Genomic DNA, 23,635 nt, shown 5'->3' on the forward strand with positions numbered 1-23,635 from the left:
GCCGCGGGCCGGCGTCCGGCGCCGACGCTCGCGCGGAAGAATCGCCGCGTGCACGAACTCGCGCGACGGATCGGCCTGCCCGGTGCCGTCTGGATCGGCCTCGGCTCGATGATCGGCGCCGGGATCTTCGCCGCGCCCGCACCGGCGACCGCAGCCGCCGGGTCGGCGGTCCTGGTGGCCCTGGCGCTGGCGGCGGTGGTCGCCTGCTGCAATGCGACCTCCTCGGCGCAACTGGCGGCGGCGTACCCACGCTCCGGCGGCAGCTATCTCTACGGCCGCGAGCTGTTGGGGCCCTGGCCCGGGTTCCTGGCCGGGTGGTGCTTCGTGATCGGCAAGACCGGCAGCACCATTGCGATGGCGCTGATCTTCGCCGCGTACCTCGTGCCGCAGGGCTGGCAACGCCCGGCCGCCTGCGCGGCAATCCTGGTGCTCGGCGGCATCAACTGCGCCGGCATCACCCGAACCCTGCGGGCCACCATGATCATCGTCTCCGCGGTCCTGGTGGTGCTGGTCACGGCGATCGTCGTCGGCCTGCGCGCGCCGGTCGCCGCGGGTGGCTGGTTCGGCGTACCGCCGGCGGAACCGAGCGCGCTCGGGATCCTGCAGGGTGCGGGGTTGCTCTTCTTCGCCTTCGCGGGGTACGCCCGGATCGCCACGCTCGGTGAGGAGGTACGCGACCCCCGTCGGGTAATCGGACGCGCCGTGGTGATCACCCTGGGCGTCGTGCTCACGCTCTATCTGGTGGTGCTGCTGGTACTGCTGCGCGGCCTCGGCGTGCCCGCCCTGGCGGCCAGCACCGCGCCCCTGGCCGATCTGGTTGCCGCGGCGGGGGCGAGCTGGTTGGTGCCGGCGATCGGGATCGGTGCGGCGCTGGCCAGCCTCGGCGCGCTGCTCGCCCTGCAGGCCGGCATCGGGCGTACCGCCCTGGCAATGGCGCGCAATGATGATCTTCCCCGATGGTTGGCGGCGATCGGCGCGCGCGGCGTACCGACCCGGGCGATCGCCGTCCCGACCGTGATCGCCGCCGGGCTCGTCTGGTTCGTGCCGCTCGGCGCGGTGATCGGCTTCTCCAGCTTCGGCGTGCTGTTGTACTACCTGGTCGCGAACCTGGCGGCGCTGCGTCAGGCCGGCGACGACCGGCGCTTTCCACGGGTCCTGCAGGTGACCGGCGCGGCGCTGTGTGTGCTGCTGGTGGCGACGGTCGGGCCCGCGAGCCTGATCGTCGGCGCGGCGATGGTCTGCGCGGGGATCGGTTGGCGGGTGGTCGCTAGGGTGTCCCGGTGAAACGCAGTTCCGGGATCGCGTTGCGGCCCCCGTGGGGTCGGCCCGTCGCGGAGGGTGGCGTACCTGTCGATGCGACCGCCGATCTGGTGGTCGTCGGCGCCGGTGCCGCGGGACTGACCACCGCCCTGGCGGCGGCCGAGGGCGGCGCGGACGTGATCGTGATCGAAGCGGGCCGGATCGGCGCCGACGCCTCGGGAGCGCTGCCGGGCTGGTTGACGCCGCTGCAGGGGGAGACGCCGCACGACATCCGGCTGCTGCACGGTGATGACGCGGTGCGCGCGTGGGCGGCCCAGACCGGTCGGGCGCTCGAGTACGTGCGGCGGCGGGGGGCCGAGTTCGGCGTACCCGTGGCCGACCGGACGTTCGGCGCAACGACCACGCAGGGCCATTGGGCGTTCCAGCTCCGGTTCGTGGCGCGGGCGCTGCGGGTCGGCGGCTACCGGTGCGAGTTTGCCGATGTCAGTGGGCTGCCGTTCGAGGTGCGACCCGAGCTGGTGGTCGGCGGGGGCGCCGTCGTGGACCCCGCGGAGTGGCTGGGCGCGCTGGCGGCGCGGGCGGTCGATGCCGGGGTGCGCATTTTCGGCGGCGCGGCGATGGCCGGTCTCCGGGTCGATCGGACCGGCGCGCGAGTGATTGCCGGCAGCGCCGAACTGCGCGCGAGACGCGTGGTGCTGGCCAGCTCGGCACCGCTGGCGGACCGGGCCGCGCTGCGGGCGCGGGTGCGGGCCGAGACGTGGCATCTGCTCGCCCTGCGGACCGATGTGTTCCCGCTCCGCGAGGTCCAGTTGGTGGATCGGCCCGGCATGCTCGTCTCGCGGTACCGAGACCTGTTGATCATCGGGCAGAACGGGGGATCGGTGGCCGAATTGATCGACCGGGTCTCCCGGAGCTGGCCCGACGCGCAGGTGGTCAACGGCTGGTCGACGACGACCCATCGCAGCGTCGACGGGTTGCCGCTGGTGGGTTCGGCGAGCTTGAGCGGGGACACCGTGCTGACCGCGGCCGGCCTCGGCGCGTTCGAGCTGGTCAACGGCACCGCCGCCGGGTTGCAGCTTGCCGATGTCGCGCTCGGGCGCAGTGCCGCCGCGGAATTGCCGTGGCGACCGGCGCGGGTGCCGCTGGCGCGCGGGCTGTCCAAGCGTGGGCGGTCGGCCCTGATCGGACCCATCCCGTGGATCACCCGGCTGAACGAGCCCGGTAGCCGCTGACCGGTTTTCCACAGCTTCCCGGGCGGGCTGTCGACATCGTGCGGGTTCGTCGGAATACTGCCCGGGAAAGCGCTGCAGGGCGCAGACCCGGGAGGAGCCCCCCAGATGTTTCCTCGTCTGCCTGCGGTCGTCGGGGTGTTGGCTGTGATCGTCCTGGCGGCATGTACCGGTCCGGCCGAGTCCGGCCCGGGCCCGAGTGGTGCCCCCACTTCAGTGGGTACGCCCTCGCCGTCCCCCAGCCGCGGCGCCAAGCAGGCCCAGGAGGCCATCGAGGCCTATCGGGCGTACGAGCAGATGCTCGGTGACACGGCGCGAGCAGGCGGATACGACCCCGCCGCCGGCGACCCGATTCCTGAATCTGTCGTGGCAACGACGGCTGGGCAGGAGCGCGATTACGTCAACGGCAGCAATCAACAACTGAATCGCGAGGGTGAGCGACTGGCAGTCGGCGGATCCAAGATCGTTCGAGTCGTCGTTGCCTCTGCGAGCGCGCAGCGCGTTGATCTTTACACCTGCGTGGATCGATCCAGCGTTCGCTACCGGGGTAAGGACGGGGAACGACCGGCACCGGAAGCGTATTTGGAGAAGTGGCCGACGCTGACTCTCGACCGCGAAGAACCCGCCGGTTGGAAGGTGTTCACGATGAGATCGCGGGGAGCCAAGTCGTGTTGATCCGGCATCTTGTGAGCATGCTGGTCGGGGCGTCGATGCTGGTCGTTTCATCGGGGCTGCTCGCCAGCGCGAACCCGCCCGTTCCGCCGCCCCCACCGGCACCTGAGGAGCGCTCCGACGACAACAATGGGACAACTTACGGGCTCGAGGACTCGACGACTGGGGAGCCGCCATCTCAACGAGACTCCCAGCGCCGACCCTCACAAGGATCAGGGTCGGGCAACAGCGGTTCGGGTGGGCGTGCGTATCCGTCGATCCCGTTGGACGAGCTGCACATCAACTCGGGTGGCCGCTGCAATCCGTCGGATCGCCTGTGTTCCATCCCGACGGGCGGCGGCGGTGGTGGCGGCAACGCGGCGCCGCCGGCTCCGACGATCGATCCGGGAGTCGCCGCCCGCCGGGCGGTTGCCCGGATCACGCTGAAGGCGTCGTCGGCCGAGCTCACGCCCGACTGGAACAAGAATCGCTTCAAGATGCTTGCCGTCGGCTTCCCGGTGTGGGTGAGCGTGGACGACGACTCCCTGGTCGCGCCGGCCGACTCGATGACCGTCGAGGGCCTGTCGGTCTCGTTGCGGGCGAACAAGCCGCGGGTCGCGGTGGACATGGGCGACGGGACCACCCTGCGGTGCGCGCTGAAGGGCCGCAAGTTCAACTACCGCGACATTCCCGGCAGCGACGGCCCGTGCTCGCACCGCTACCAGAAGATGTCGCCGAAGGACGGCTACCAGGTCACCACGACCTACACCTGGGACATCGACTGGTCGGCCGGTGGCCAGTCCGGAACGATCACCACGAGCGATTCCGAGACCGTCCGCATCCCGATCGGAGAGCTGCAGGCGCTGATCACCGCCCCGCGCTGATCGACGTTTTCAACATCATCTTTTGAAGATATTGATCAATTTCATCTCGAAGAGGCGAAGGTCGCCCGCATGCAGGACGGGGTCCCGATAGCACGCGTCAGCCCGCGATCAGGCCCACCGCGGTCCAGTCGACGCTCGCCTGCCCGGGCGCCCCGTAATTGGCGACGAGATCGCGAGCGCCGACGAGCTGCGGCAACTGATAGAGCGGCATGCTCGGGGCCTGCTCCCACAGCACCGCCTCCAGTTGCCGCGACAGCTCGACCCGCTGCGCCGGATCGCTCGCCGCCGACAGCTCGCCGATCAGCCGGTCGGCCTCCGGCATCGCGAGCTGGGAGAAGTTCTGTTCGCCGCCGCTGCCGAACCGCGCATCCAGCCCGTCCAGCGGGAACGGCGAGGTGTCCGCGGTGATCCCGACGACGCCGAAGTTCCCCCCGGACAGCAGCGAACCGTCGGCGAGCTCCTCGATGCTGGCCTCCTCGATCTGCACCGAGATGCCTACGCCCGACAGTTCGCGCTGCAGTTCGACGGCCTCGACCTCCGAGGTGATCAACCCCGCGATCCGGGTCGCCCGGATCACCAGCGGTTGCCCGTCCTTGACCCGCACGCCGTCGGGCCCCGGACGCCAGCCCGCGCGATCGAGCACCCGCTGCGCCTCCTCGCGATCCAGGCGGACCCCGGCCTGCGCGGCGGTGTCGACCCACTGGCCCTGGTGTCGCCCGTAGAACTGCGAGTCCATCGGCAACGGCTGATAACCCGTATCCGGGAACGCCGCGCGGCCGACGGCCACCGGGTCGATGCTCAGCATGATCGCGCGCCGCACCGCCGGGTCCGACAGCGGCCCGGCCGTGGTGTTGAAGATCAATCTGCGGTACGCCCCCGACAGCGCCATCCGGATCGTCCCCCCGGGCTGCTCGCGGACATCGGCCTGGGTGTCGGGATCCTCGGCCGGCAACACGTCGAGCAGATGATCACCGAATCCCTTCGCGCCGCCGGCCGCATCGACCGTGCTCAGGCTGATCCGGCTGAGCCGCGGCGGCGTACCCCACCACTTCTCCGAGCGGTCCAGGAACAGCGCCGCCGGCTCCTGCCCACTCGGGGTGAACGGCCCGGCCGTCCACTCCGGCCGCATGCTCGCCCAGCCGTCGTTGAACGTCTGCGGATCCTTGACGCTCGCCGCGCGCAGCAGCCCGTGCGACCAGGGCCGTTGCCAGTCCGCGGTCGACCCGGCGTAGGTCACCTTCACCTGTTTCGGCGACGAACCCTGCGAGACGTCGGTGATCTGGTCGAAACCAAGATCGCTCGCGCACCGAAACTCGGGGCGCTCGCCGTTGCACGCCCGCCAGGTCGCGATCGCGTCCTCGGCCACGATCGGCGCCCCGTCGGCCCAGACGGCATCCTCGTTGAGCTGCCAGGTGACCTGCCCCGGCGGGCCCGGCGCCACATCGACCGAGGCCAGGAAGTCGGGGTCGGGCGAGAGCACCCCTGCGGTGTCCACATCGAACAAGGTCGGCAAGAACGCGCGCCGGAGTTGATCACGCTCGCGCGACGGACGTTCGGCGTGCAACGGATTCCAGGTGCCGCCGAGATTGGTCACCGCGATCCGCAGCTCGCCGCCGTCGGACAGCCGCTGTGCCGCAACCGGATTGATGTCGCTCGCGGGCGCCGGCTCGGGTTCGGGGGCCGGCGGGCTGCCGCAGGAGGCGAGCAGGACGACCATCGCCACGGCCACCGCGCAGCCGGTCAGGGATCGGGTCACGACATTCCTTCGATGATCAGATCCAGCTCTCGAACCACATCCGTGCCTGCCAGGCCGAGCGCGGTATCACCTCGTCGGTGAGGATCGGATAGAACCAGGCGAAATTCAGGATCACCAGCGCCACGAACACCGTGCAGCCGGTCGCGGCGAGCGCCCGGCGCCGCTCGGCCACCCGATCGCCCGGCGGCGCCGGTGGCCCGATCGCCAGCCCCATCACCAACGCGACCGCGATCACCGTGAACGGAATGATCATGATCGCGTAGAAGAAGAACACCGGCCGGTCCGAGTTCGGGAACCACGGCAGCCAGGTGGTGATCAAACCGACGACCGGTACGCCGAAGCGCCAGTCCCGCGCCAGCACCCACAACAACACCGCCGCTGCGAGGCAGAACACGCCCGCCCACCACAGCAGCGGCGTACCGATCCCGGAGACCACGGCGATGCACTTCTCGCCGACGGCGGTACAGCCCTGCGTACCCGGCTCGATGTCGTTCACCGCGTCGATCCCGATCGGCCGGCCGACGACCAGCCAGGTCAGCGGATCGGCGTCATAGGTGTGGGTCTGCGACTTGATGTAGTCGCCGGTGTGGAAGGCCCAGATCTCCTTGTGGTAGGCCAACAGCGCCAGCAGGCGGTTCGGATCCTTGTCCTGGCCCCAACCGCCGTCATTGGTCAGCCAGCCCCACCAGCTCAACAGATAGACCCCGGCCGCCAGCACGACCTGGTACACGAAGGCCGGGATGCCGTCCCACAACACCGCGAGCCAGGCCCGATTCCCGGCGCCGGCGAGCCGGCGGGCCGACACGTCCCAGTACAGCGAGAGCAGCGCGAAGGCCGCCAGCACGACCAGCGAGTTCCATTTCGTCGCGATGGCCAGACCCCAGAACAATCCGGCCGCCAGTCGCCACGGTCGCCACCACAGCCGCGGGCCGAACGCGCCGCCGAGATCGGCCAGCCCCCGCGCGTCCAACCAGTCGGCGAGGCGGCTGCGGAACCAGAAGCGATCGGCAACCACGCAGGCGATCGCGGTCATCGTGAAGAACGCCTGGAAGATGTCCAACAGACCGATCCGCGACATCACGAAGGCCAGCCCGTCGAAGGTCAACAACAAGCCGGCGACCGCGCCGATCATGGTCGAGCTCGCCAGCCGGCGGGTGATCCGGATCACCACCGCGACCAGCAACGCCCCACAGACGCAGGCCATGAACCGCCAGCCGAAGCTGTTCATCCCGAAGATCGCCTCGCCGAGCGCGATCATCCACTTGCCCATCGGCGGATGCACCACGAAGGAGGGGTCGGCAGTGGCGATCAGGTCCACATTGCCGGCGGTGATCTTGTCGTTGGCGTCCTTCGGCCAGGCCCGCTCGTAGCCGTAGAGCAGGAGCGACCACGCGTCCTTGGGGTAATACGTCTCGTCGAACATCAACTTGTTCGGATGCCCGAGGCCGACCACCCGCAGCACGAACGCCAGCGCCGTGATCCCGATCGTGATCGCCCAGGACGCCAGGCCATCCGTCGGCCGCCAGCCGCGCAACCGGTCGATCGTGGACGGCGGCAGCCCGGCGGTCAGCTCGGGCGAGGCCGTCGGCCGGTCGTCGCGGGTGGCGGTGGCGGTCACGCGCACATCCTAGGTGTGCGCCCGAACTCCGGTTGCGATGCAATGCTGGTTGCGATGCAATGCCGGTTGCGATGCAATGCTGGTGCGGTGCTGATCCTCGCCGCCACCCCGATCGGAGACGCCGACGACGCCTCGCCGCGGCTGCGCCGCGAGCTGGCCGAGGCCGATGTCATCGCCGCCGAGGACACCCGCCGGCTGCGTACCCTCCTGCAGCGGCTCGGCATCGAGACCGACGCCCGGGTGGTCTCGCACTACGACGCCAACGAGGCCGCCCGCGCGCCGGAGCTGCTGGCCGAGCTGGTGGCCGGCGCGCGGGTCGTCGTGGTCAGCGATGCCGGGATGCCGACGGTCTCCGACCCCGGTTATCGGCTGGTCCGCGCGGCCATCGACGCCGGCATCGAGGTCAGCGCGGTGCCCGGGCCTTCGGCGGTGCTGACCGCCCTGGCCGTGTCGGGCCTCGCGGTCGACCGATTCTGCTTCGAGGGATTCGTGTCCCGGCGGGCGGGGGAGCGGCGGCGCCGGCTCGCCGCTCTGGCCGACGAACCCCGGACGATGGTCTTCTTCGAGTCCCCGCACCGGATCGCGGAGATGCTCGCCGACGCGGCGCGGGCGTTCGGCGCCGAGCGGCCGGCCGCGGTCTGCCGGGAGTTGACCAAGACCTATGAGGAGGTACGCCGCGGCGGGCTCGCCGAGCTGGCCGACTGGGCCGCCGACGGGGTACGCGGCGAGATCACCGTGGTGATCGCCGGCGCCGAGCCCGCCGAGGCCGATCTGCCCGGCGCCGTCGCCGCCGTCCAGGCTCGGGTCGCCGCCGGCGCGCGGACCAAGCAGGCCGTCGCCGAGGTGGCGGCCGCGAGCGGGCTGGCGAAGAACGCCCTCTATGCCGCCGTGCTCGAGGCCCGCGCCTGACCCGGCGTACCCCGTATGCGGATCGAGGCCGGCGCGGGCTGAATAGGGTGGCGGGCATGGCCGCCCGTTCCACCGCCCGAGCCGACCGGTACACGCTCGCGGACGCGCCCGAGCCGCTGCCGGCCCCGGTCGCCGACTCCCACACCCACCTCGACGCCGTCCGCGAGATGACCGGCCTCGAGCCCGCCGACGCGATCGCGCGCGCGGTGGGCGTCGAGGTCACCAGGCTGGTCCAGGTGGGCACCGACCTGGCCAGCTCGCGCTGGGCGCTGGAGCTCGCCGCGGCCCACCCGGAGGTCGTCGCGGCGGTGGCGATCCATCCCAACGATGCCGCCCGGCTCGACGACGCGCTGCCCGATGCGCTGGACGATCTCGCGACGCTGGTCGCCGCCGGCGGCACCCGGCTCCGCGCGATCGGGGAGACCGGCCTCGACCACTACCGCACCCGCGAGCCCGAGGGTCAGCGGCTGCAGCGGCACAGCTTCGCCCGCCACATCGCCCTCGCCCGCGAACACGACCTCACCCTGGTCATCCACGACCGCGATGCGCACGCCGGCATCCTCGACCTGCTGGACGCCGAGGGCGTACCCGATCGCGTTGTCATGCACTGCTTCTCCGGCGACGCGGCCTTCGCGCGGCAGTGTCTCGACCGCGGCGCTTACCTGTCCTTCCCCGGGCCGGTCACCTACAAGCCCAATGACGCATTGCGCGAGGCGGCCGCGATCACGCCGGCCGATCGTCTCCTGGTCGAGACCGACGCGCCCTATCTCACCCCGGTGCCGCTGCGCGGGCGGCCGAATGCGTCCTATCTGATGCCGTGGACCGTCCGCTACCTGGCCGAGCTGCGCGGCGTGGATCTGGCCGAGCTGTGCGCATCGCTGCTGGACAACACCTTCGCCGCCTTCGGCGGCCGCTGGTGATCACGATGGAGCTGATCGACGTCCTGCGCCGCCGCCGGATGGTGCGCGACTTCGCCGAGCTTCCCCTCGGCGATGATCAACTGGCGGCGCTCGCCGATGCCGGTGTGCGCGCCCCGTCGGCGGGGTACGCCCAGGGCGTCTCCCTGCTCACCCTGACCGGCGGCCGCGTGTCGAGGTTCTGGGCCGCCACCGCGGGTGATCACGCCTCCGTCTGGCTCACCGGGATGCGCCGCGCGCCGGCGCTGATCATGGTCTGGACCTCCGAGGACAGCTATCGCCGCCGGTACGCCGAGCCGGACAAGGGCCGAGACCCCGGCGCCGACTGGCCGGTTCCCTGGTGGTGGGTCGACGCTGGCGCGGTGATCGAGAACATCTTGCTGCGCGCCGTCGATCTCGGCCTCGGCGCGGGCCTGTTCGGCCTCCCGGCCGGTGCCGAGCAGGCGGTGCGCGCCGAGTTCGGCGTACCCGCCGACCAGCAGGCCGTGGCCGCGATCGCGATCGGTCACCGCGCGGCCGGCGAGCGCCCTCGCGGTTCGGCGACCCGGCGCGATCGGCGACCGGACGCCGTTCACGTCGACCGCTGGTGAACTAGGGTCCGACCATGCGGCCCGCCCTACTCGATCCCCGGACGATCCGGGAGCTCGCGGCTCGGCTCGACCTGCGGCCGACGAAGCAGCGCGGCCAGAACTTCGTACACGACGCGAACACCGTCCGGCGCATCGTCGCCCAGGCCGAGCTGCCGCCCGGAGAGGCCGTGCTCGAGGTCGGGCCCGGGCTCGGCTCGCTCACCCTCGGGCTGCTCGAGGCCGGCCACCCGGTGACCGCGATCGAGATCGACGACCGGCTCGCCGCGCTGCTGCCCGGCACCGTCGCGGACCGGCTGCCCGATCGCGCGGGCGAGCTCGCGGTGATCACCGGCGACGCGCTGCGGGTCGACGAGCTCCCCGGGCCGGCCCCCGGCGCGATCGTCGCCAATCTGCCCTACAACGTGTCGGTGCCCGTGTTGTTGCACCTGCTGGCGCGCTTCGATTCGCTGCGCCGGGGCCTGGTGATGGTGCAGGCGGAGGTCGCCGATCGGCTCACCGCGCCACCCGGGTCGCGCACCTACGGCGTGCCGTCGGCAAAGATCGCCTGGTACGCCGATGCCGCGCGCGTCGGCAGCGTACCGGCCAATGTCTTCTGGCCCGTGCCGAATGTGGAGTCCGGTCTGGTACGCCTCACCCGCCGGGAACCGCCGCCCACCACCGCGAGCCGCGAGCAGGTCTTCGCGGTGATCGACGCGGCCTTCGGCCAGCGGCGCAAGATGCTGCGCTCGGCGCTGGCCGGGTTGTTCGGATCCTCGGCCCAGGCGTCGGCCGCGCTGGTCGAGGCCGGCGTGGATCCGCAGGCGCGCGGCGAGGTGCTGGACGTGGCGGCGTACGCCCGGATCGCCGAGCGGCTAGGTTGATCACGTGGTCTCCGAGGTCGTTGTGAACCGGGTCGTGGTGCGCGTACCCGCCAAGATCAACTTGTCGCTCGCGGTCGGCGCGCGGGCGGCCGACGGCTACCACCCGCTGGCCACCGTCTTCGAGGCGGTGTCGCTGTTCGACGAGGTGCACGCCGAGGAGTTCGACGGCGACGGGATCGACGTGCTGGTTGCCGGGGCCGGGGCAGAATCCGTGCCGACCGGCGAGGACAATCTGGCGGTCCGGGCCGCCCGGCTGCTCGCCGAGCGCTACGACATCGAGCTGGCCGGGCTGGCGCTGACGCTGCGCAAGGCCATTCCGACGGCCGGCGGGATGGCGGGCGGGTCGGCCGACGCCGCCGGCACGCTGCTCGCCTGTTCGGTGCTGTGGGACATCGACATCGACGCCGATGAGATGCGGGACCTGGCGGCCGAGCTCGGCAGCGATGTGCCGTTCGCCCTGCTCGGCGGGACCGCCATCGGCACCGGCCGGGGCACCGAACTCGTCCCCGTGCTGAGCCGGGGGCGGCGGCACTGGGTGCTGGTGTTCGACAACGACGGCCTGTCGACGGCGGACGTCTATCGGCGCTACGACGAGCTGCGGCCGAAGGGTTCCGAGCTCGCCGTGCCCGACGAGCTGATGAACGCGCTCACCGCCGGCTCCGTCGTGGACCTCGCTCCCGCCCTGCGCAACGACCTGGCCGAGGCGGCCATCGACCTGCGGCCCGATCTCGAAGACCTCCTCGCCCGCGGCGTCGAGGCCGGCGCCCTGGCCGGGATGATCAGCGGCTCCGGGCCGACCTGCGCCTTCTTGTGCCGCGACGAGTCCACCGCGATCGATGTCTCCGGCCGGCTCGCCCGCGACGGCGCCGGTGATCGGGTACGCCGGGTCGTCGGCCCCGCCCACGGCGCCCGCCTGCTCGGCTGAGCCGCGCCCGTCTCCTCGGTCTCCCGCGCTCGCCGCCCCCGCCTCGACCCGCCCGTCTCGGCGCCTCGACCCGCCTCCCGCGCAGACCGCTTCGACCCGCCTCCCGCCCAGAATTGTTTCCGTAGTTATGCCCGCCAACCGGGACGGTTGGCGGGCATAACTACGGAAACAATTCGGATGAGCGCGGATGAGCGGCGGATGAGCGCGGGGGGACACCTTCGCCTCGAGGAGATTCCCCTGTGGACAACCCGTCTCCGGGGCCCTCGGCGGCGGCGCGATGTTCGAGGATTCGATCATGCGCCCGCCACAACCGCTCCCGGACGACCTCGCCGGGCACCCCTTCACCGTTCGTGCGGCCGAGGCCGCCGGCATCAGCCGCAAGCGCCTGCAGGCCTCCGACCTCGTCGCGCCGAGCCGGGGCCTGCGCGTACCCGCGAACCGCGAGATCGACCTCGCCGAGTACGCGGCGGCCGTCCTGGCCACCACCCCGGACGGCTGGATCTCCCATGTCAGCGCCGCCCAGTTGTACGGGCTCTGGCTGCCCGCCCGGCTGGTCACCCCGGGCCGGCTGGATGTCTGTCGCGACACCCGGCGCTGGGAGCCGCGGCGCCGGGGCGTGCGCGGTCACACCGCGCGGATCACCGGCGCGGAGATCGGCGAGCTCGACGGGGTCCGGATCGTCACCCGGCCGCGATGCTGGTTCGACCTGCTGCCGATGCTGCGCCGCGAGGAGGCGGTGATCATCGGTGACCAGCTCGTCCGGATGCCCCGGCCCCGCATCGAGGACCGGGCGCACCCGTGGGCGGAGTCCGCTGATCTTGAGCAGATCCTGGCGCTCAACGAGTGGCGTCCCGGGGTCGTGCTCGGCCGCGAGGCGCTCGGGCTGATCCGCCGCGGATCCGATTCGCCGATGGAGACCCGGCTCCGGCTGGCGATCATCGGCGCGGGGCTGGCAGAACCCGAGCTCCAGCTCCGGCTGGATCCGGACGACCCCTACTCTCCCGAGGCCGATCTCGGCTATCGCGCGTACCGCATCGCGCTGGACTACGAGGGATCGCACCACCTGAGCCGCGAGCAGCAAAGCCGCGACATCGCGCGTGACGAGACCTGGACACGCGCCAGGTGGCGGCACCTGCGCTGTGACGTCGCGGACGCCCGGACTGGCTTCCGCAGGGTCATCGAGACCCTGCGCGGCCTGATCCCTCCCGTAGCTGATGCCGCTGTGGGAGCGTGACAGCGGGCATAACTGCGGAAACAATCCGGGTGGGGGGTCAGCGACGAGCCCCCGCGCGGGCGACGACGAAGGTCCGCGGGAACGGCAGCCAGGTGCCCTGCGGGCCCGGAGGGTACGCCTCTCGCAGCGCGGCCCGGTAGCGGGCGACGAACCGCTCGCGCGGCTGCCCGGTGAGCGCCTGCAGCGCCGGGCGGGCGCCGGTCCCGGCGATCCAGTCGAAGACCGGGTCCTCGCCGGGCAACAGGTGCAGGTAGGTGGTCTGCCAGGCATCGACCGAGCAGCCGGCGGCCAGCAGGATGTCGGCAGTCTCGCGGGCGTCGAGCACCCGGGTCCGCTCGATGCCTGACACCAGCGGGGCGAACTCCGGGTCGGCCAGCAGCTCGCGCAGCAACCGGTGCAGCGGCTCGTCGTGATTGGCCGGCACCTGGATCGCGAGCCAACCGTCGTCGGCGAGCAGGTCGACCAGCCGGGGAAGTTGATCTTCGTAGCGCGGAATCCACTGCAGCGTCGCGTTGGAGACCAGGACGTCGACCGGCCCGGGCGGGGTCCACTCGCGCAGGTCGGCCCGCTCCCACTCGAGCCCGTCGCCTGCCGGCGCCTGCGCCAGCATCTCGGCGCTGGAGTCCACCCCGATCACCCGCGCGCCGGGCCAGCGCTCGGTGAGGGTCCGGGTCAGGTTGCCGGGACCGCACCCGAGATCGACGACCAGACCCGGCTGCCGCGCGCCGATGCGCGCGGTCAGGTCGAAGAACGGCCGGCCGCGCTCGTCTGCATAGCGCAGGTACTGCTCCGCATTCCACACCGCCATCACGCCACCTCCGGATCATCGCCGACCCCGGCCGACAAACTATCTTGACATCAAGACATCTTTCTCCCAAAACTCTCTCGATGTCAAGAACCTCTACGCTGTCGCGCATGGAGGCAGACGAGGTCGACGGCGTCGTCGCGGCATGGGCCCGCGAACGGTCGGATCTGGACCTGACGCCGATGCAGGTGATGAGCCGGGTCGCCCGCCTGGGACAGCGGCTCGACCGCGCGCGGTCCGACGCCTTCGCCGCGCACGAGCTGGCCGGCTGGGAGTTCGATGTCCTGGCCGCGCTGCGCCGCTCCGGCGAGCCCTACCGGCTGTCCCCGGGGCGGCTGCTCGCCGAGACCCACGTCACCTCCGGCACGATGACCAATCGCGTCGACCGCCTCGCCGCCCGCGGCCTGGTCGAGCGCGAGCCCGATCCGAACGATCGCCGCGGCGTGCTGGTGGCGCTCACGCCGCGTGGCCGCCAGGCCGTCGACGGCGCGCTGACCGACCTGTTGGAGCGCGAGCGCGGCCTGCTCGACGGATTGTCGGCCGCGGACCAGCGCACGGTGGCCCGCCTGCTCGGCGCCCTGCTGCGCCGCTTCGAGGCGGGCCCCTGATCGGGCGTACCGGCAGTCGTTGATCAGATCCGGCAGGTCTTGGCCTTGCGGCACCCCGGCGCGGGCGCCGGCAGCTTCATACCGTTGTCCGCCATCACCTCGCGCAACACGTCGGGCCGGTCGGTGATGATCCCGTCGGCGCCGATGTCGATCAGGTACTGCATGGTGGCCGGGTCGTTCACCGTCCACGGAATCACCTTCAGCCCGCGCGCGTGGGCGTTGTCGATCATGGCGGCGTCGGGGAACGGCACGAATCCCGGATCGCCGATCGCCCCGTCCTGGGGGAATCCCTGCACCGGGGAGACGGCGACCACCCCGTCGATGCTGGCCGCGGCGGCGATCCAGTCACCGCCGAAGTCGTCGACGTCGATGCCGCCGAGCCAGGGCGAGAGCCCGGGCTGCCCGGTCTGCAGGAAGTCGCGGTTGGTCAGCGCGACCAGCGGGAGCCGCTCGTCCAGCCGGTGCATCGCCATCAGCGAACCCCAGTCGAAGCTCTGGATCGTCACCTGCCGGCGCAGCCCCGACTTCTCGATCTCCTCGTACACCCGGCGGACGAACTGTTCCCGCGGCGCCGTCTCGTGCGGCGCCCCGGCCTCGACCTTGGTCTCGATGTTCATCATCACCCGGCGCGCCCGGGCCTGCTTCACCAGATCGAACAGCTCCCGCAGCTCGATGATCTTCGCGCCGTCGATCTGCTCCTGCTCCGGGCGGCCCGGCAGCTGCTGGTAGCCGCAGTTCATCGTCCGGATCTGCGCCAGCGTCAGGTCCTTGATGAACTTCCCGACATAGGGGTACGCCGGATCGCCCGGCCGCACCGGCCCGGTGTCCTGGCATTTCTGCGCGCTCACCTGGCGATCATGGGTGACCACCACCTTGTCATCGGCGGTGATCTGGGTGTCCAGCTCCAGGGTCGTCACGCCCAGGCGCAGCGCCTTGGCAAAGCCCGCCAGCGTGCTCTCGGTGGTCAGCCCGAGCCCGCCGCGGTGGGCCTGCAGGTCGAGGCTGCCGCGCGGCGCGGCCGAGGCCGGCGACGCGAGTCCGGCGGCCACCATCACGACGGCGGCAAACAGGGAGAACCAGAGTCTGGGACGCATGGCGTCACTGTCCCGCGTGGCGGGCCCGGCCGCCAGAGCCGGCCGGGTGAAGCCTGCGTGATCATCGGGCGACGCCGAGGTGTCACGGGTCAGCGACCCAGCCTGGGCCGCGCCTCCATGCCGCTCAGCCCGTGCCAGGCGAGGTTCACCAGGTGCGCGGCGACCTCCTGCTTGCGGGGGCGTCGCTCATCCAGCCACCACTGGCCGGTCATCGCCACCATCCCGACCAGCATCTGCGCATACAGCGGCGCGGTCCGGGCATCGAGTCCGCGCCGGGTGAACTCGGCGGCGAGCAGGCCGGTCACCTGGTTCGCGACATCGGACAGGATGGTCGCGAACGAGCCCGACGCGTCCTGCCCGACACCCGACCCGCGGGACAGGATCCGGAAGCCGTCCGGGCGCTGCTCGATGTAGTCCAGCAGGGCCAGGGTCGCCCGCTCCAGCAGTTCGCGCGAGCGGGCGCCCGGATCGTCCAGCGCGGCCCGGATCCCGTCCAGCAGGACCTGCACCTCGCCATCCACCACCGCGCCGTAGAGGCCGTCCTTGCCGCCGAAGTGCTCATAGACCACGGGTTTGGAGACATCGGCGCGGGCGGCGATCTCCTCGACCGAGGCGGCGTCGCGGCCGTGCTCGGCGAACACCGGCCGCGCGACCTCGATCAGTTGCGCCCGCCGCTGGGCCCCGGTCATCCGCACCCGGCGCGCGGGACGGGTCCGATGGTTGCTGGCTGGCACGCGGCAAGTCTGCCGGATCCCGTAGTCTGTCCCGCAGACCCGCGCCGCGCGGGTCGTTCCCCGGTTGGTCTGCCGGCAGGGCCCGCCTGACTTTGAATCAGGACAAGCGACGTAGGTTCGACTCCTACCCGGGGAGCAATTCCACCCGGCCTGCCGTGGCCCGGCGGTCGCCGCCCCGCGGGCACGGTCGGACACGTTACGATCGCCCGGATTGCATCCTCGGCAAGGAGCGTGTGTGAGCGATTCGGTCCAGACCCAGTCCGTCGCGGCGGTGATCATCCTGGCCGCCGGAGGCGGGACCCGGATGAAGTCCAACCGCTCGAAGCTGCTGCACGAGGTCGGCGGCCGATCGATGCTGGACTGGGCGGTCCGCGCCGCGGAGGGGGTACGCCCGGAGCGGCTGATGGTCGTCGTCGGCCACCTCGCCGACCAGGTGACGCCCCACCTGCAGGAGATAGCGCCGGAGGCCGCCACCGCGACCCAGGCAGAACAGCGCGGCACCGGTCACGCAGTCGAGTGCGGGCTGGCGGCTCTCGGCGAGATCACCGGTGAGGTGGTCGTCACCTACGGCGACGTGCCGCTGCTGGCCGCCGACACATTGCTCGCGATGGTGGGCGAGCATCGCGCCGCCGGCAACGCGATCACCGTGCTCACCGCCCGCGTGCCCGACCCGACGGGCTACGGTCGGATCCTGCGCGATGCCGACGACACGGTCGCGGGCATCGTCGAGCACAAGGATGCCGACGAGACCCAGCGCGGCATCGACGAGATCAACTCCGGCATCTATGTCTTCGATGCGGCGGTGCTGCGCGCCGGTCTGGCCAGGCTGGAGGGCGACAATGCCCAGGGCGAGCTCTATCTGACCGATGTGCTCGGCATCGCCCGCGGCGACGGGGACCGGGTCGGGGCGTACCGCACCGACGACCTGTGGCAGACCGAGGGCGTCAACGACCGGGTCCAGCTCGCCCGGATGAATGCCGAGCTGAACCGTCGCATCCTCGAAGGGCACATGCGGGCCGGCGTCACCGTGCTCGACCCGGCCACCACCTGGGTCAGCGACGACGTCTCGCTGGGTACCGATGTCACCCTGCATCCGGGCACCACGCTGGCCGGCGCCACCACCGTCGGCGACGGCGCGGAGATCGGCCCCGACACCCGGCTGCGCGACACCGCGGTCGGGGCGGGCGCGACCGTGCTGCGCACCGAGGCCAACCTGGCGACCATCGGCCCGCGCGCGGTGGTCGGCCCGTTCTCCTACCTGCGCCCCGGCGCCGAGCTGGGCGAGGGCGCCAAGGTCGGCGCGTTCGTCGAGGTGAAGGCGTCCACCCTCGGCCCCGGCGCGAAGGCCCCGCACCTGTCCTATCTCGGCGACGCCACGATCGGCGCCGGCGCCAACATCGGTGCCGGCACCATCGTGGCCAACTACGACGGCGTCGCGAAGTACCCGACCGTGGTCGGCGAAGCGAGCTTCGTCGGCAGCGGCTCGGTGCTGGTGGCGCCGGTCGACATCGCCGACGGCAGCTACATCGCCGCTGGCTCGACCGTCACCGACGGCGTCGAGCCGGGCCAGCTCGCCGTCGCCCGCGGCCGCCAGCGCAATGTCGACGGCTGGGTCGCCAGGCGCCGCGCGGGCACGCGTACCGAGGCCGCCGCCGACCGTGCCCGGGCGGCCGGTACGCCGCACCCCGGCGTCGAGCGTGACACGGATGGACGCGATGAGTCGTGATCGACTAACGTCCCGGCTCGCAGGCGGGGATACCGACGACGAACCCGGAGGACACGTGAGCGGGCTCAAGAAGACCAGCGAGAAGCACCTGATGCTGTTCTCCGGCCGGGCCTATCCCGAGCTCGCCGACGAGGTCGCCGAACTGGTCGGCTGCGAGCTCACCCCGACGCGCGCCCTGGCCTACGCCAACTCCGAGATCTACGTCCGCTTCGAGGAGTCGGTACGCGGCTCCGACGCCTTCGTGATCCAGAGCCACCCGGCCCCGGTGAACGAATGGATCATGGAGCAGTTGATCATGATCGACGCGCTGAAGCGGGCCTCGGCCGACCGGATCACCGTGGTCGCCCCGTTCTATCCCTATGCCCGCCAGGACAAGAAGCATGCCGGCCGCGAGCCGATCTCGGCGCGGCTGATCGCCGACCTGTTCAAGGCCGCCGGTGCGGACCGGATCATGTCGGTCGACCTGCACGCCGCGCAGATCCAGGGCTTCTTCGACGGCCCGGTCGACCACCTGTGGGCGCTGCCGGTGCTGGCCGACTATGTGGCGGAGTCCTACGACACCGACGAGTTGGTCGTGGTCTCGCCCGATGCCGGTCGCGTCCGGCTGGCCGACCTGTGGACCGACCGGCTGGGCTGCCCGCTGGCGATCATCCACAAGCGTCGCGACCCCAATGTGGCCAACCAGGTCGCCGTGCACGAGGTGGTCGGCGATGTCGAGGGCAAGGTCTGCCTGCTGGTCGACGACATGATCGACACCGCCGGCACGATCACCCAGGCCGCCGACGCGCTGCTCGCCCGCGGCGCCAAGAAGGTGATCGCCGCCGCGACCCACCCGGTGCTCTCCGGGCCGGCGGCGCAGCGGCTGAACGAGTCGAACTTCGAGGAGGTGATCGTCACCAACACGCTGCCGATCACCACCGACGAGCCGATCGACAAGCTGACCGTGCTGTCCATCGCACCGCTGATCGCCAAGGCGATCCACGAGGTGTTCGAGGACGGCTCGGTGACCAAGCTGTTCGACGGCCAGGCCTGAGCGGCCGCGCCGGCGACCGGATCAGCCGCGCAGCTCGGCGGCGATCCGCTCCGCGCCGGTGCCCAGCGCGATCGTGTAGTGGTTCACGTCGGGCACCTCGGCGACCGTGACGTGCGGCAGCGTGCTCGCCCAGGTGTCCAGATAGCCCTGCGGATACAGCGGCGCGGCGTCCAACAGGCCGCGTGGCGCCCGCAGCGCCACCGCCGGCCGGTCGAGCCGGTCGATGATCGATTCGGCCGCGCCACCGACGAAGAGCTCGGCGAAGTCGGCGAGCATCGCCTCGGCGGAGGTACGCGAGGCGAGTTCCGGCTCGGTGCCCGCCAGGTCGTAGCCGGCATAGGCCTCGATGTCGGCATCCCAGGCGTCGCGCAGTGCCGGGTGCTCGCGAAACATCGCCAGGTAGGCGTCCCGGGTGGGGAAGGTCGCCGACAGCCGCTCGGCGGCCGGGCCGAGCGCGGCCCGGGCGGCCTCCGACAGCTCGGCGCGCTCCATGCCCGGCGGTTTCGGCAGGGGAGCGCCGCCGTCGACGAGCACCAGCCGTTCGACGAGCTGCGGATGGCGTACCGCGAGCGCGGCCGCGACGAACGCGCCCATCGAATGCCCGACCACGACGACCGGCCGGTGCGCGCCGGCCTCGGCCAGCACGGCGGCCGCGTCGTCGGCGTGCCGCGCGATGCCGAACGGGCCGGGGAGCTCGCTGCTCAGCCCGCGCCCGCGCAGGTCCGGCGCGAGGATGGTGTGCCCGGGCACCCGCCGGTGCAGCGGCGCCCAGGCGAGGTGATTGCCCGTGATGCCGTGCAAGGCCAGCACCAGCGGCGCGTCGGGCTCGGCGCCGTCGTAGGAGAAGGCGTGCAGCGTGCCGCCGTCCACCGCGATCTCGAGCTCGCGGGGCTCGCGCGCGGTCATCGGGCCGTCCATCCGCCGTCGAGCACCCAGCTCGCTCCGGTCGCCATGCCCGACATCGGGCCGGCGAGCCAGCAGATCAGGTCGGCGACCTCGTCGGGCTCGACGAGGCGTTTCACGGCGGAACTGGCAAGCATGATCGTCTCCAACACCTCGGACTCGCTGATCTTGTTGGTACGCGCCTGGTCGGCGATCTGGGACTCGACCAGCGGGGTACGCACATAGCCGGGATTCACGCAGTTGCAGGTGACCCCGCGCTCGCCGGCCTCCAGAGCGAGCGTCTTGGTCAGCCCCTGCAGCCCGTGCTTGGCCGCGACATAGGCGGACTTGTAGGGGGAGGCGACCAGGCCGTGGATGGACGACACGTTGATCACCCGGCCCCAGCCGGCCGCATACATTCCGGGCAGCGCGGCCCGGGTGAGCAGGAACGGCGCGGTCAACATGATGTCCAGCATGCGCCGCCAGGTGGCGGGATCGAACTCCTCGACCGGGTCGATGTGCTGGATGCCGGCGTTGTTGATCAAGATGTCGGTGGACAGGGCCAGGCCCTCCAGGGCCGCGGTGTCGGACAGGTCGACCTGCCAGGCCTCGCCGCCGATCTCCGTCGCGACCCGTTGGGCCCCGTCGGCGTCCCGATCGGCGACCGTGACCACGGCGCCGAGCCTGCTCAACCGTCGGGCGCAGGCCGCGCCGATCCCGCCCGCGCCGCCGGTGATCAGCGCCCGCTTGCCGGCCAGCTCACCGGCAGCTTCGTTCTCCATGGCCTCGCCCTCCCCATCCTCGCCTCCCCATCCTGGCGCAGGACCTGCGGGGCAGCGTAGCCAACGTCGCCGCCCGCGGGGGCGGGCGGTCAGCGCACCAGCTCGCCGCTACGGGCGATCCGGGCCAGCCAGTCCAGGCTCGGTTTGGGCAGGCGGTCGAAGGTCTTCGGGTCGATGCCGACCAGCCCGAAGGTCGGCCGGTAGGTGCCCCACTCGTAGTTGTCCAGCAGCGACCAGTGCAGGTAACCGCGGACGTCGATGCCGTCGGCCATCGCGTTCGCGAGACCCGCCAGCGCGTCGAAGGTGTAGTCCTTGCGGCGCTCGTCGTCGGCGGTGGCGATCCCGTTCTCGGTGACGAACAGCGGGGTGTGCCCGCTCAGCTCCCAGGCGTGCCGGATGCAGATCTCCAGGGCCTGCGGGAAGTACTCCCAACCCATCAGCGTGGTCTCCGCGCCCGCGGGCACCGGCAACGGTCCGTCGGCGCCGATGAAGGTGCGCAGGTACGCCTGGACGCCGAGGAAGTCGTCGCCCCGGGAGGCCTCGAGGAACAGATCCTCGCGGGGGTAGCGGTAGGCCGCCATCTCCTCCGCACAGCCGTCGGCCGCGTGGAACGCCTGGCCGGCGACCGACCAGCCGACCGCCGCCGGCAGCGTCGACAGCGCGTCCTTGGCCCGGTGATGGGCGTCGATCAGGTGCTCGGTGACCAGCGGCGACGGCGCCGGCAGGCTGGCGGCCGTCATCTCGTTGCCCTCCTCGCCGCGGGTCATCGACAACATGTTGACCTCGTTGATGTCGCAGATCCACGACACGCCGTCCAGGATCGGCGTCACGGCCTCCACGTAGCGGGCGAACCGCTCCGCGGCCCGCGGCGAGCTCCAGCCGCCGCGCCGGGCGAACCAGCGCGGGTTGGTGAAGTGGTGCAATGTGACCATCGGGGCCAGGCCGGAGTCGAGGCAGGCGTCGACGATCCGCCGGTAGTGCTGCAGCATCGCGCGGGAGAACTGCCCCTCCTCGGGCTCGATCCGCGCCCACTCCAGGCTGAACCGGTAGGCCCCGAAGCCGCGGTCGGCCAGCAGCGCGACGTCCTCGGGCCAGCGATGCAGGCTGTCCGCGGCGTCCCCGCTCGGCTCGGCGAGCTCGGTGTCGGCCGCGTGCTCGCGGGCCCACCAGTCGGCATTGGTGTTGTTTCCCTCGATCTGGTGCGCGGCGGTCGCCGCGCCCCACAGGAAGCTCTCGGGGAACGTGATCACTGGCGGTTGCTCCGTTCGGTTCGGGGGTTCGGTCACTTCAGGCCGGTCGTCGCGACGCCGCGGATGAAGTAGCGCTGCAGCAGCAGGAAAAGGATCAGCACGGGCGCGATCACCAGCACCGAGCCGGCGAGCAGCAGTCCGTAGTTGGTCGCGTTCTGCCCGGTCGAGTACAGCGACAGGGCGACCGGCAGGGTGTAGTAGGACTCCGACTGTGCCGCGACCAGCGGCCACAGGAAGTTGTTCCACGAGAACAGGAAGGTGATGATCGCCAGCGTCGCCAGGGCGGGGCCACACAGGGGCAGCACGATCCGGGCGAAGATCCGCAACTCACCAGCGCCGTCGATCCGGGCCGCCTCGATCAGCGTGTCCGGGATGGCCTGCATGAACTGGCGCATCAGGAAGACGCCGAGCGGTGCGGTGACGAAGGGCAGCACCAGCCCGAGATAGCTGTTCAGCAGACCGAGGCGGGCCACGACGACGAACAGCGGAACGAAGGTGACGACGGCGGGCACCATCATGGTGATCATCACGATCGTGAACAGCGCCCGCTTGCCGGCGAAGTCGAGCTTGGCCAGGGCGTACCCCACCATCGAGCAGAAGATCAGGTTGCCGACGACCGTGAGCGCCGCGACGATGACGCTGTTGGCGAAGAAGCCGCCGAAGTTCAGCTCGGTCAGCCAGGTGGCGAAGTTGGCCAAGGTGGGTTCGCGCGGGAACAGCGTCGGCGGCCGACGCAGGATCTCGCCCTGGCCCTTGAGGCTGCCGAGCGCCGTCCAGACGAAGGGCAGGACCCACACCACGAGCCCGACGGACAACACGATGATCATCCCGATCCCGAGCCGGCGGCGGGAATCGGAGTTCGTGCCGGGCAGGTCTTCCGTGCCGGGTACGCCGGATTGCTGGGCCATCAGTCCTCCCTCGTGCCGAGCAGCTTGAACTGCAGCAGGCTCAACAAGGCGATGGCGAGGAACAGCACGTAGCTCGCGGCTGATGCCTGGGCGTACTTGCCGAATCCGAACTGCTCGAAGCTGTAGTACGCCACCGAGAAGGTCGCGCCCAGCGGGCCGCCCTGGGTCATCACGTAGGCCTCCTCGAAGAACTGCAGGAAACCGACGGAGATCATCACCGCGCCCAGCAGCATCGCCGGTCGTAGCAGCGGCATGGTGATCATGGACAGCCGCGCCCACGGTCCGGCGCCGTCGACGAGCGCGGCCTCGGTGACCTCCTCGGGGATGGACTGCAGGCCGGCGAGGAAGATCACCATCAGGGTGCCGACATTGCGCCAGACCGCCAACGCGATCAGCGACGGGAGCGCCCAGGTGGTGTCGTTGAGCCAGTTCGGGCCCTGGATGCCGACGAGAGCCAGTGCGCTGTTCAGCAGACCGTCGGGCTGCAGGATGTAGCGCCAGGCGACGGCGACCGCGACGATGCTGGTCACGACGGGGGCGTAGAAGCCGACCCGGAAGAACGCCACCACCCTGCCGCCGCCGCTGTTCAGGGCCAGCGCCAGGGTCAGCGCGATCGCCATGGTCACCGGGATGCCGACCAGCACGAAGGTGCCGGTGACGAACATCGAGCGTAGGAACCGCTCGTCCGTGAACAAGATCGCGTACTGCTCGATCCCGACGAAGTTCACCGCGAACGGGGAGCGGGCGTCGCGGGCGGTGAAGTCGGTGAACGACATCGCGAACGAGCCGATGATCGGCACCAGCATGAAGAAGGCGAAGATCACCGCGAACGGAAGACAGAATGCCCAGGCGACGAGCGTGCGCCGACGGCGCCCCCCGATCCGGGCCGGGGGCCGGCCCCGGCCGGACGGGCCCGGCCGCGGCTGGGCCCGTCCGGTGTCCGGGGCGGTGAGCGCCCCGGTGGCCTGGATTCCCATCAG

At 71.4% G+C, this 23,635-nt stretch carries 23 protein-coding genes and 1 tRNA gene; 14 read left to right on the top strand and 10 right to left on the bottom strand.

What is annotated here, in order from left to right:
* Nucleotides 1–48 precede the first annotated feature (48 nt).
* The 4 genes from GGQ54_RS11635 to GGQ54_RS11650 all read left to right on the top strand — a co-directional run bounded on the left by GGQ54_RS11635 (nt 49) and on the right by GGQ54_RS11650 (nt 4,024).
* Nucleotides 49–1,284 carry an APC family permease gene (locus GGQ54_RS11635; protein ID WP_343045943.1) on the top strand — a complete coding sequence of 412 codons (1,236 nt, stop codon included), beginning with the start codon at nt 49–51 and terminating at the stop codon, nt 1,282–1,284.
* A complete protein-coding gene (locus GGQ54_RS11640) occupies nt 1,281–2,492 on the top strand; it encodes an FAD-dependent oxidoreductase (RefSeq protein ID WP_179445537.1) in 1,212 nt (403 codons plus the stop codon). The genes GGQ54_RS11635 and GGQ54_RS11640 overlap by 4 nt, the downstream gene beginning before the upstream one ends.
* 105 nt (nt 2,493–2,597) lie before the next feature.
* Nucleotides 2,598–3,164 (top strand): hypothetical protein, encoded by a 567-nt coding sequence (locus GGQ54_RS11645; protein ID WP_179445538.1) that lies wholly within the window; start codon nt 2,598–2,600, stop codon nt 3,162–3,164.
* Nucleotides 3,165–3,424: 260 nt separating this feature from the next.
* Nucleotides 3,425–4,024 (top strand): hypothetical protein, encoded by a 600-nt coding sequence (locus GGQ54_RS11650; RefSeq protein ID WP_179445539.1) that lies wholly within the window; start codon nt 3,425–3,427, stop codon nt 4,022–4,024.
* Nucleotides 4,025–4,121: 97 nt separating this feature from the next.
* On the opposite strand, the gene GGQ54_RS11655 is transcribed toward GGQ54_RS11650, so the two are convergent.
* Both GGQ54_RS11655 and GGQ54_RS11660 read right to left on the bottom strand, forming a co-directional pair.
* On the bottom strand, nt 4,122–5,780 hold the full coding sequence (locus GGQ54_RS11655) for an ABC transporter substrate-binding protein (protein WP_179445540.1): 1,659 nt from the start codon (nt 5,778–5,780) through the stop codon (nt 4,122–4,124).
* Nucleotides 5,781–5,796: 16 nt separating this feature from the next.
* The gene (locus tag GGQ54_RS11660) at nt 5,797–7,338 is read right to left on the bottom strand and encodes a dolichyl-phosphate-mannose--protein mannosyltransferase (RefSeq protein ID WP_179446575.1); all 1,542 of its coding nucleotides are present in this window, start codon (nt 7,336–7,338) and stop codon (nt 5,797–5,799) included.
* A 114-nt stretch (nt 7,339–7,452) separates the two neighbouring features.
* Here GGQ54_RS11660 and rsmI point away from each other — a divergent pair, with 114 nt between their 5' ends.
* From rsmI to GGQ54_RS11690, 6 genes are all read left to right on the top strand, one after another.
* Entirely contained in the window at nt 7,453–8,307 is an 855-nt protein-coding gene (gene rsmI / locus GGQ54_RS11665) for a 16S rRNA (cytidine(1402)-2'-O)-methyltransferase (protein ID WP_179445541.1), read from the top strand.
* A 56-nt stretch (nt 8,308–8,363) separates the two neighbouring features.
* Entirely contained in the window at nt 8,364–9,227 is an 864-nt protein-coding gene (locus GGQ54_RS11670) for a TatD family hydrolase (RefSeq protein WP_179445542.1), read from the top strand.
* 5 nt (nt 9,228–9,232) lie between these two features.
* A complete protein-coding gene (locus GGQ54_RS11675) occupies nt 9,233–9,814 on the top strand; it encodes a nitroreductase family protein (protein ID WP_179446576.1) in 582 nt (193 codons plus the stop codon).
* 14 nt (nt 9,815–9,828) lie between these two features.
* Nucleotides 9,829–10,674, top strand: a complete 846-nt coding sequence (gene rsmA, locus GGQ54_RS11680; RefSeq protein ID WP_179445543.1) for a 16S rRNA (adenine(1518)-N(6)/adenine(1519)-N(6))-dimethyltransferase RsmA — start codon at nt 9,829–9,831, stop codon at nt 10,672–10,674.
* Between the two features lie 4 nt (nt 10,675–10,678).
* Complete coding sequence (locus GGQ54_RS11685; RefSeq protein WP_343045944.1) at nt 10,679–11,599, top strand: 4-(cytidine 5'-diphospho)-2-C-methyl-D-erythritol kinase; 921 nt, start codon at nt 10,679–10,681, stop codon at nt 11,597–11,599.
* A 295-nt stretch (nt 11,600–11,894) separates the two neighbouring features.
* The gene (locus GGQ54_RS11690; RefSeq protein WP_179445544.1) at nt 11,895–12,833 is read left to right on the top strand and encodes a hypothetical protein; all 939 of its coding nucleotides are present in this window, start codon (nt 11,895–11,897) and stop codon (nt 12,831–12,833) included.
* Between the two features lie 37 nt (nt 12,834–12,870).
* On the opposite strand, the gene GGQ54_RS11695 is transcribed toward GGQ54_RS11690, so the two are convergent.
* Nucleotides 12,871–13,641, bottom strand: a complete 771-nt coding sequence (locus tag GGQ54_RS11695) for a methyltransferase domain-containing protein (RefSeq protein WP_179445545.1) — start codon at nt 13,639–13,641, stop codon at nt 12,871–12,873.
* A 107-nt stretch (nt 13,642–13,748) separates the two neighbouring features.
* Here GGQ54_RS11695 and GGQ54_RS11700 point away from each other — a divergent pair, with 107 nt between their 5' ends.
* Nucleotides 13,749–14,246 (top strand): MarR family winged helix-turn-helix transcriptional regulator, encoded by a 498-nt coding sequence (locus tag GGQ54_RS11700; RefSeq protein ID WP_179445546.1) that lies wholly within the window; start codon nt 13,749–13,751, stop codon nt 14,244–14,246.
* Nucleotides 14,247–14,269: 23 nt separating this feature from the next.
* Here GGQ54_RS11700 and GGQ54_RS11705 read toward each other — a convergent pair whose 3' ends face one another.
* Complete coding sequence (locus tag GGQ54_RS11705) at nt 14,270–15,340, bottom strand: glycerophosphodiester phosphodiesterase family protein (RefSeq protein WP_179445547.1); 1,071 nt, start codon at nt 15,338–15,340, stop codon at nt 14,270–14,272.
* An 89-nt stretch (nt 15,341–15,429) separates the two neighbouring features.
* Nucleotides 15,430–16,029 (bottom strand): TetR/AcrR family transcriptional regulator, encoded by a 600-nt coding sequence (locus tag GGQ54_RS11710; protein WP_179446578.1) that lies wholly within the window; start codon nt 16,027–16,029, stop codon nt 15,430–15,432.
* A gap of 102 nt (nt 16,030–16,131) precedes the next feature.
* On the opposite strand from GGQ54_RS11710, the gene GGQ54_RS11715 reads away from it, so the two are divergent.
* From GGQ54_RS11715 to GGQ54_RS11725, 3 genes are all read left to right on the top strand, one after another.
* Nucleotides 16,132–16,210, top strand: a tRNA-Gln gene (locus GGQ54_RS11715).
* A 99-nt stretch (nt 16,211–16,309) separates the two neighbouring features.
* Nucleotides 16,310–17,800, top strand: coding sequence for a bifunctional UDP-N-acetylglucosamine diphosphorylase/glucosamine-1-phosphate N-acetyltransferase GlmU (glmU, locus tag GGQ54_RS11720; RefSeq protein ID WP_179445548.1), 1,491 nt, complete (start codon nt 16,310–16,312; stop codon nt 17,798–17,800).
* Between the two features lie 55 nt (nt 17,801–17,855).
* The gene (locus GGQ54_RS11725) at nt 17,856–18,833 is read left to right on the top strand and encodes a ribose-phosphate diphosphokinase (protein ID WP_179445549.1); all 978 of its coding nucleotides are present in this window, start codon (nt 17,856–17,858) and stop codon (nt 18,831–18,833) included.
* A gap of 21 nt (nt 18,834–18,854) precedes the next feature.
* Here GGQ54_RS11725 and GGQ54_RS11730 read toward each other — a convergent pair whose 3' ends face one another.
* The 5 genes from GGQ54_RS11730 to GGQ54_RS11750 all read right to left on the bottom strand — a co-directional run bounded on the left by GGQ54_RS11730 (nt 18,855) and on the right by GGQ54_RS11750 (nt 23,632).
* Complete coding sequence (locus GGQ54_RS11730) at nt 18,855–19,739, bottom strand: alpha/beta fold hydrolase (RefSeq protein ID WP_179445550.1); 885 nt, start codon at nt 19,737–19,739, stop codon at nt 18,855–18,857.
* The gene (locus GGQ54_RS11735; RefSeq protein ID WP_179445551.1) at nt 19,736–20,497 is read right to left on the bottom strand and encodes a 3-hydroxybutyrate dehydrogenase; all 762 of its coding nucleotides are present in this window, start codon (nt 20,495–20,497) and stop codon (nt 19,736–19,738) included. Before GGQ54_RS11735 ends, GGQ54_RS11730 begins: the two co-directional genes overlap by 4 nt.
* 89 nt (nt 20,498–20,586) lie before the next feature.
* Nucleotides 20,587–21,747: a family 1 glycosylhydrolase gene (locus tag GGQ54_RS17650; RefSeq protein ID WP_179445552.1), complete on the bottom strand. Its 1,161-nt coding sequence runs from the start codon at nt 21,745–21,747 to the stop codon at nt 20,587–20,589.
* Nucleotides 21,748–21,779: 32 nt separating this feature from the next.
* Nucleotides 21,780–22,655 (bottom strand): carbohydrate ABC transporter permease, encoded by an 876-nt coding sequence (locus tag GGQ54_RS11745; protein ID WP_179445553.1) that lies wholly within the window; start codon nt 22,653–22,655, stop codon nt 21,780–21,782.
* Nucleotides 22,655–23,632 (bottom strand): carbohydrate ABC transporter permease, encoded by a 978-nt coding sequence (locus GGQ54_RS11750; protein ID WP_179445554.1) that lies wholly within the window; start codon nt 23,630–23,632, stop codon nt 22,655–22,657. The genes GGQ54_RS11745 and GGQ54_RS11750 overlap by 1 nt, the downstream gene beginning before the upstream one ends.
* Nucleotides 23,633–23,635: the final 3 nt, after the last annotated feature.

The sequence above is a fragment of the Naumannella cuiyingiana genome (genome assembly GCF_013408305.1).
GTDB lineage: Bacteria > Actinomycetota > Actinomycetes > Propionibacteriales > Propionibacteriaceae > Naumannella > Naumannella cuiyingiana.

Excerpts from the sequence above, each read along its gene's own strand:
- GGQ54_RS11645 (WP_179445538.1), top strand. The coding sequence starts at position 2,598 with ATGTTTCCTCGTCTGCCTGCGGTCGTCGGGGTGTTGGCTGTGATCGTC.
- rsmI (WP_179445541.1), top strand. The coding sequence starts at position 7,453 with ATGCAATGCCGGTTGCGATGCAATGCTGGTGCGGTGCTGATCCTCGCC.
- GGQ54_RS11670 (WP_179445542.1), top strand. The coding sequence starts at position 8,364 with ATGGCCGCCCGTTCCACCGCCCGAGCCGACCGGTACACGCTCGCGGAC.
- GGQ54_RS11675 (WP_179446576.1), top strand. The coding sequence starts at position 9,233 with ATGGAGCTGATCGACGTCCTGCGCCGCCGCCGGATGGTGCGCGACTTC.
- rsmA (WP_179445543.1), top strand. The coding sequence starts at position 9,829 with ATGCGGCCCGCCCTACTCGATCCCCGGACGATCCGGGAGCTCGCGGCT.
- GGQ54_RS11690 (WP_179445544.1), top strand. The coding sequence starts at position 11,895 with ATGCGCCCGCCACAACCGCTCCCGGACGACCTCGCCGGGCACCCCTTC.
- GGQ54_RS11695 (WP_179445545.1), bottom strand. The coding sequence starts at position 13,641 with ATGGCGGTGTGGAATGCGGAGCAGTACCTGCGCTATGCAGACGAGCGC.
- GGQ54_RS11700 (WP_179445546.1), top strand. The coding sequence starts at position 13,749 with ATGGAGGCAGACGAGGTCGACGGCGTCGTCGCGGCATGGGCCCGCGAA.
- GGQ54_RS11705 (WP_179445547.1), bottom strand. The coding sequence starts at position 15,340 with ATGCGTCCCAGACTCTGGTTCTCCCTGTTTGCCGCCGTCGTGATGGTG.
- GGQ54_RS11710 (WP_179446578.1), bottom strand. The coding sequence starts at position 16,029 with ATGACCGGGGCCCAGCGGCGGGCGCAACTGATCGAGGTCGCGCGGCCG.
- GGQ54_RS11730 (WP_179445550.1), bottom strand. The coding sequence starts at position 19,739 with ATGACCGCGCGCGAGCCCCGCGAGCTCGAGATCGCGGTGGACGGCGGC.
- GGQ54_RS11735 (WP_179445551.1), bottom strand. The coding sequence starts at position 20,497 with ATGGAGAACGAAGCTGCCGGTGAGCTGGCCGGCAAGCGGGCGCTGATC.
- GGQ54_RS11745 (WP_179445553.1), bottom strand. The coding sequence starts at position 22,655 with ATGGCCCAGCAATCCGGCGTACCCGGCACGGAAGACCTGCCCGGCACG.
- GGQ54_RS11750 (WP_179445554.1), bottom strand. The coding sequence starts at position 23,632 with ATGGGAATCCAGGCCACCGGGGCGCTCACCGCCCCGGACACCGGACGG.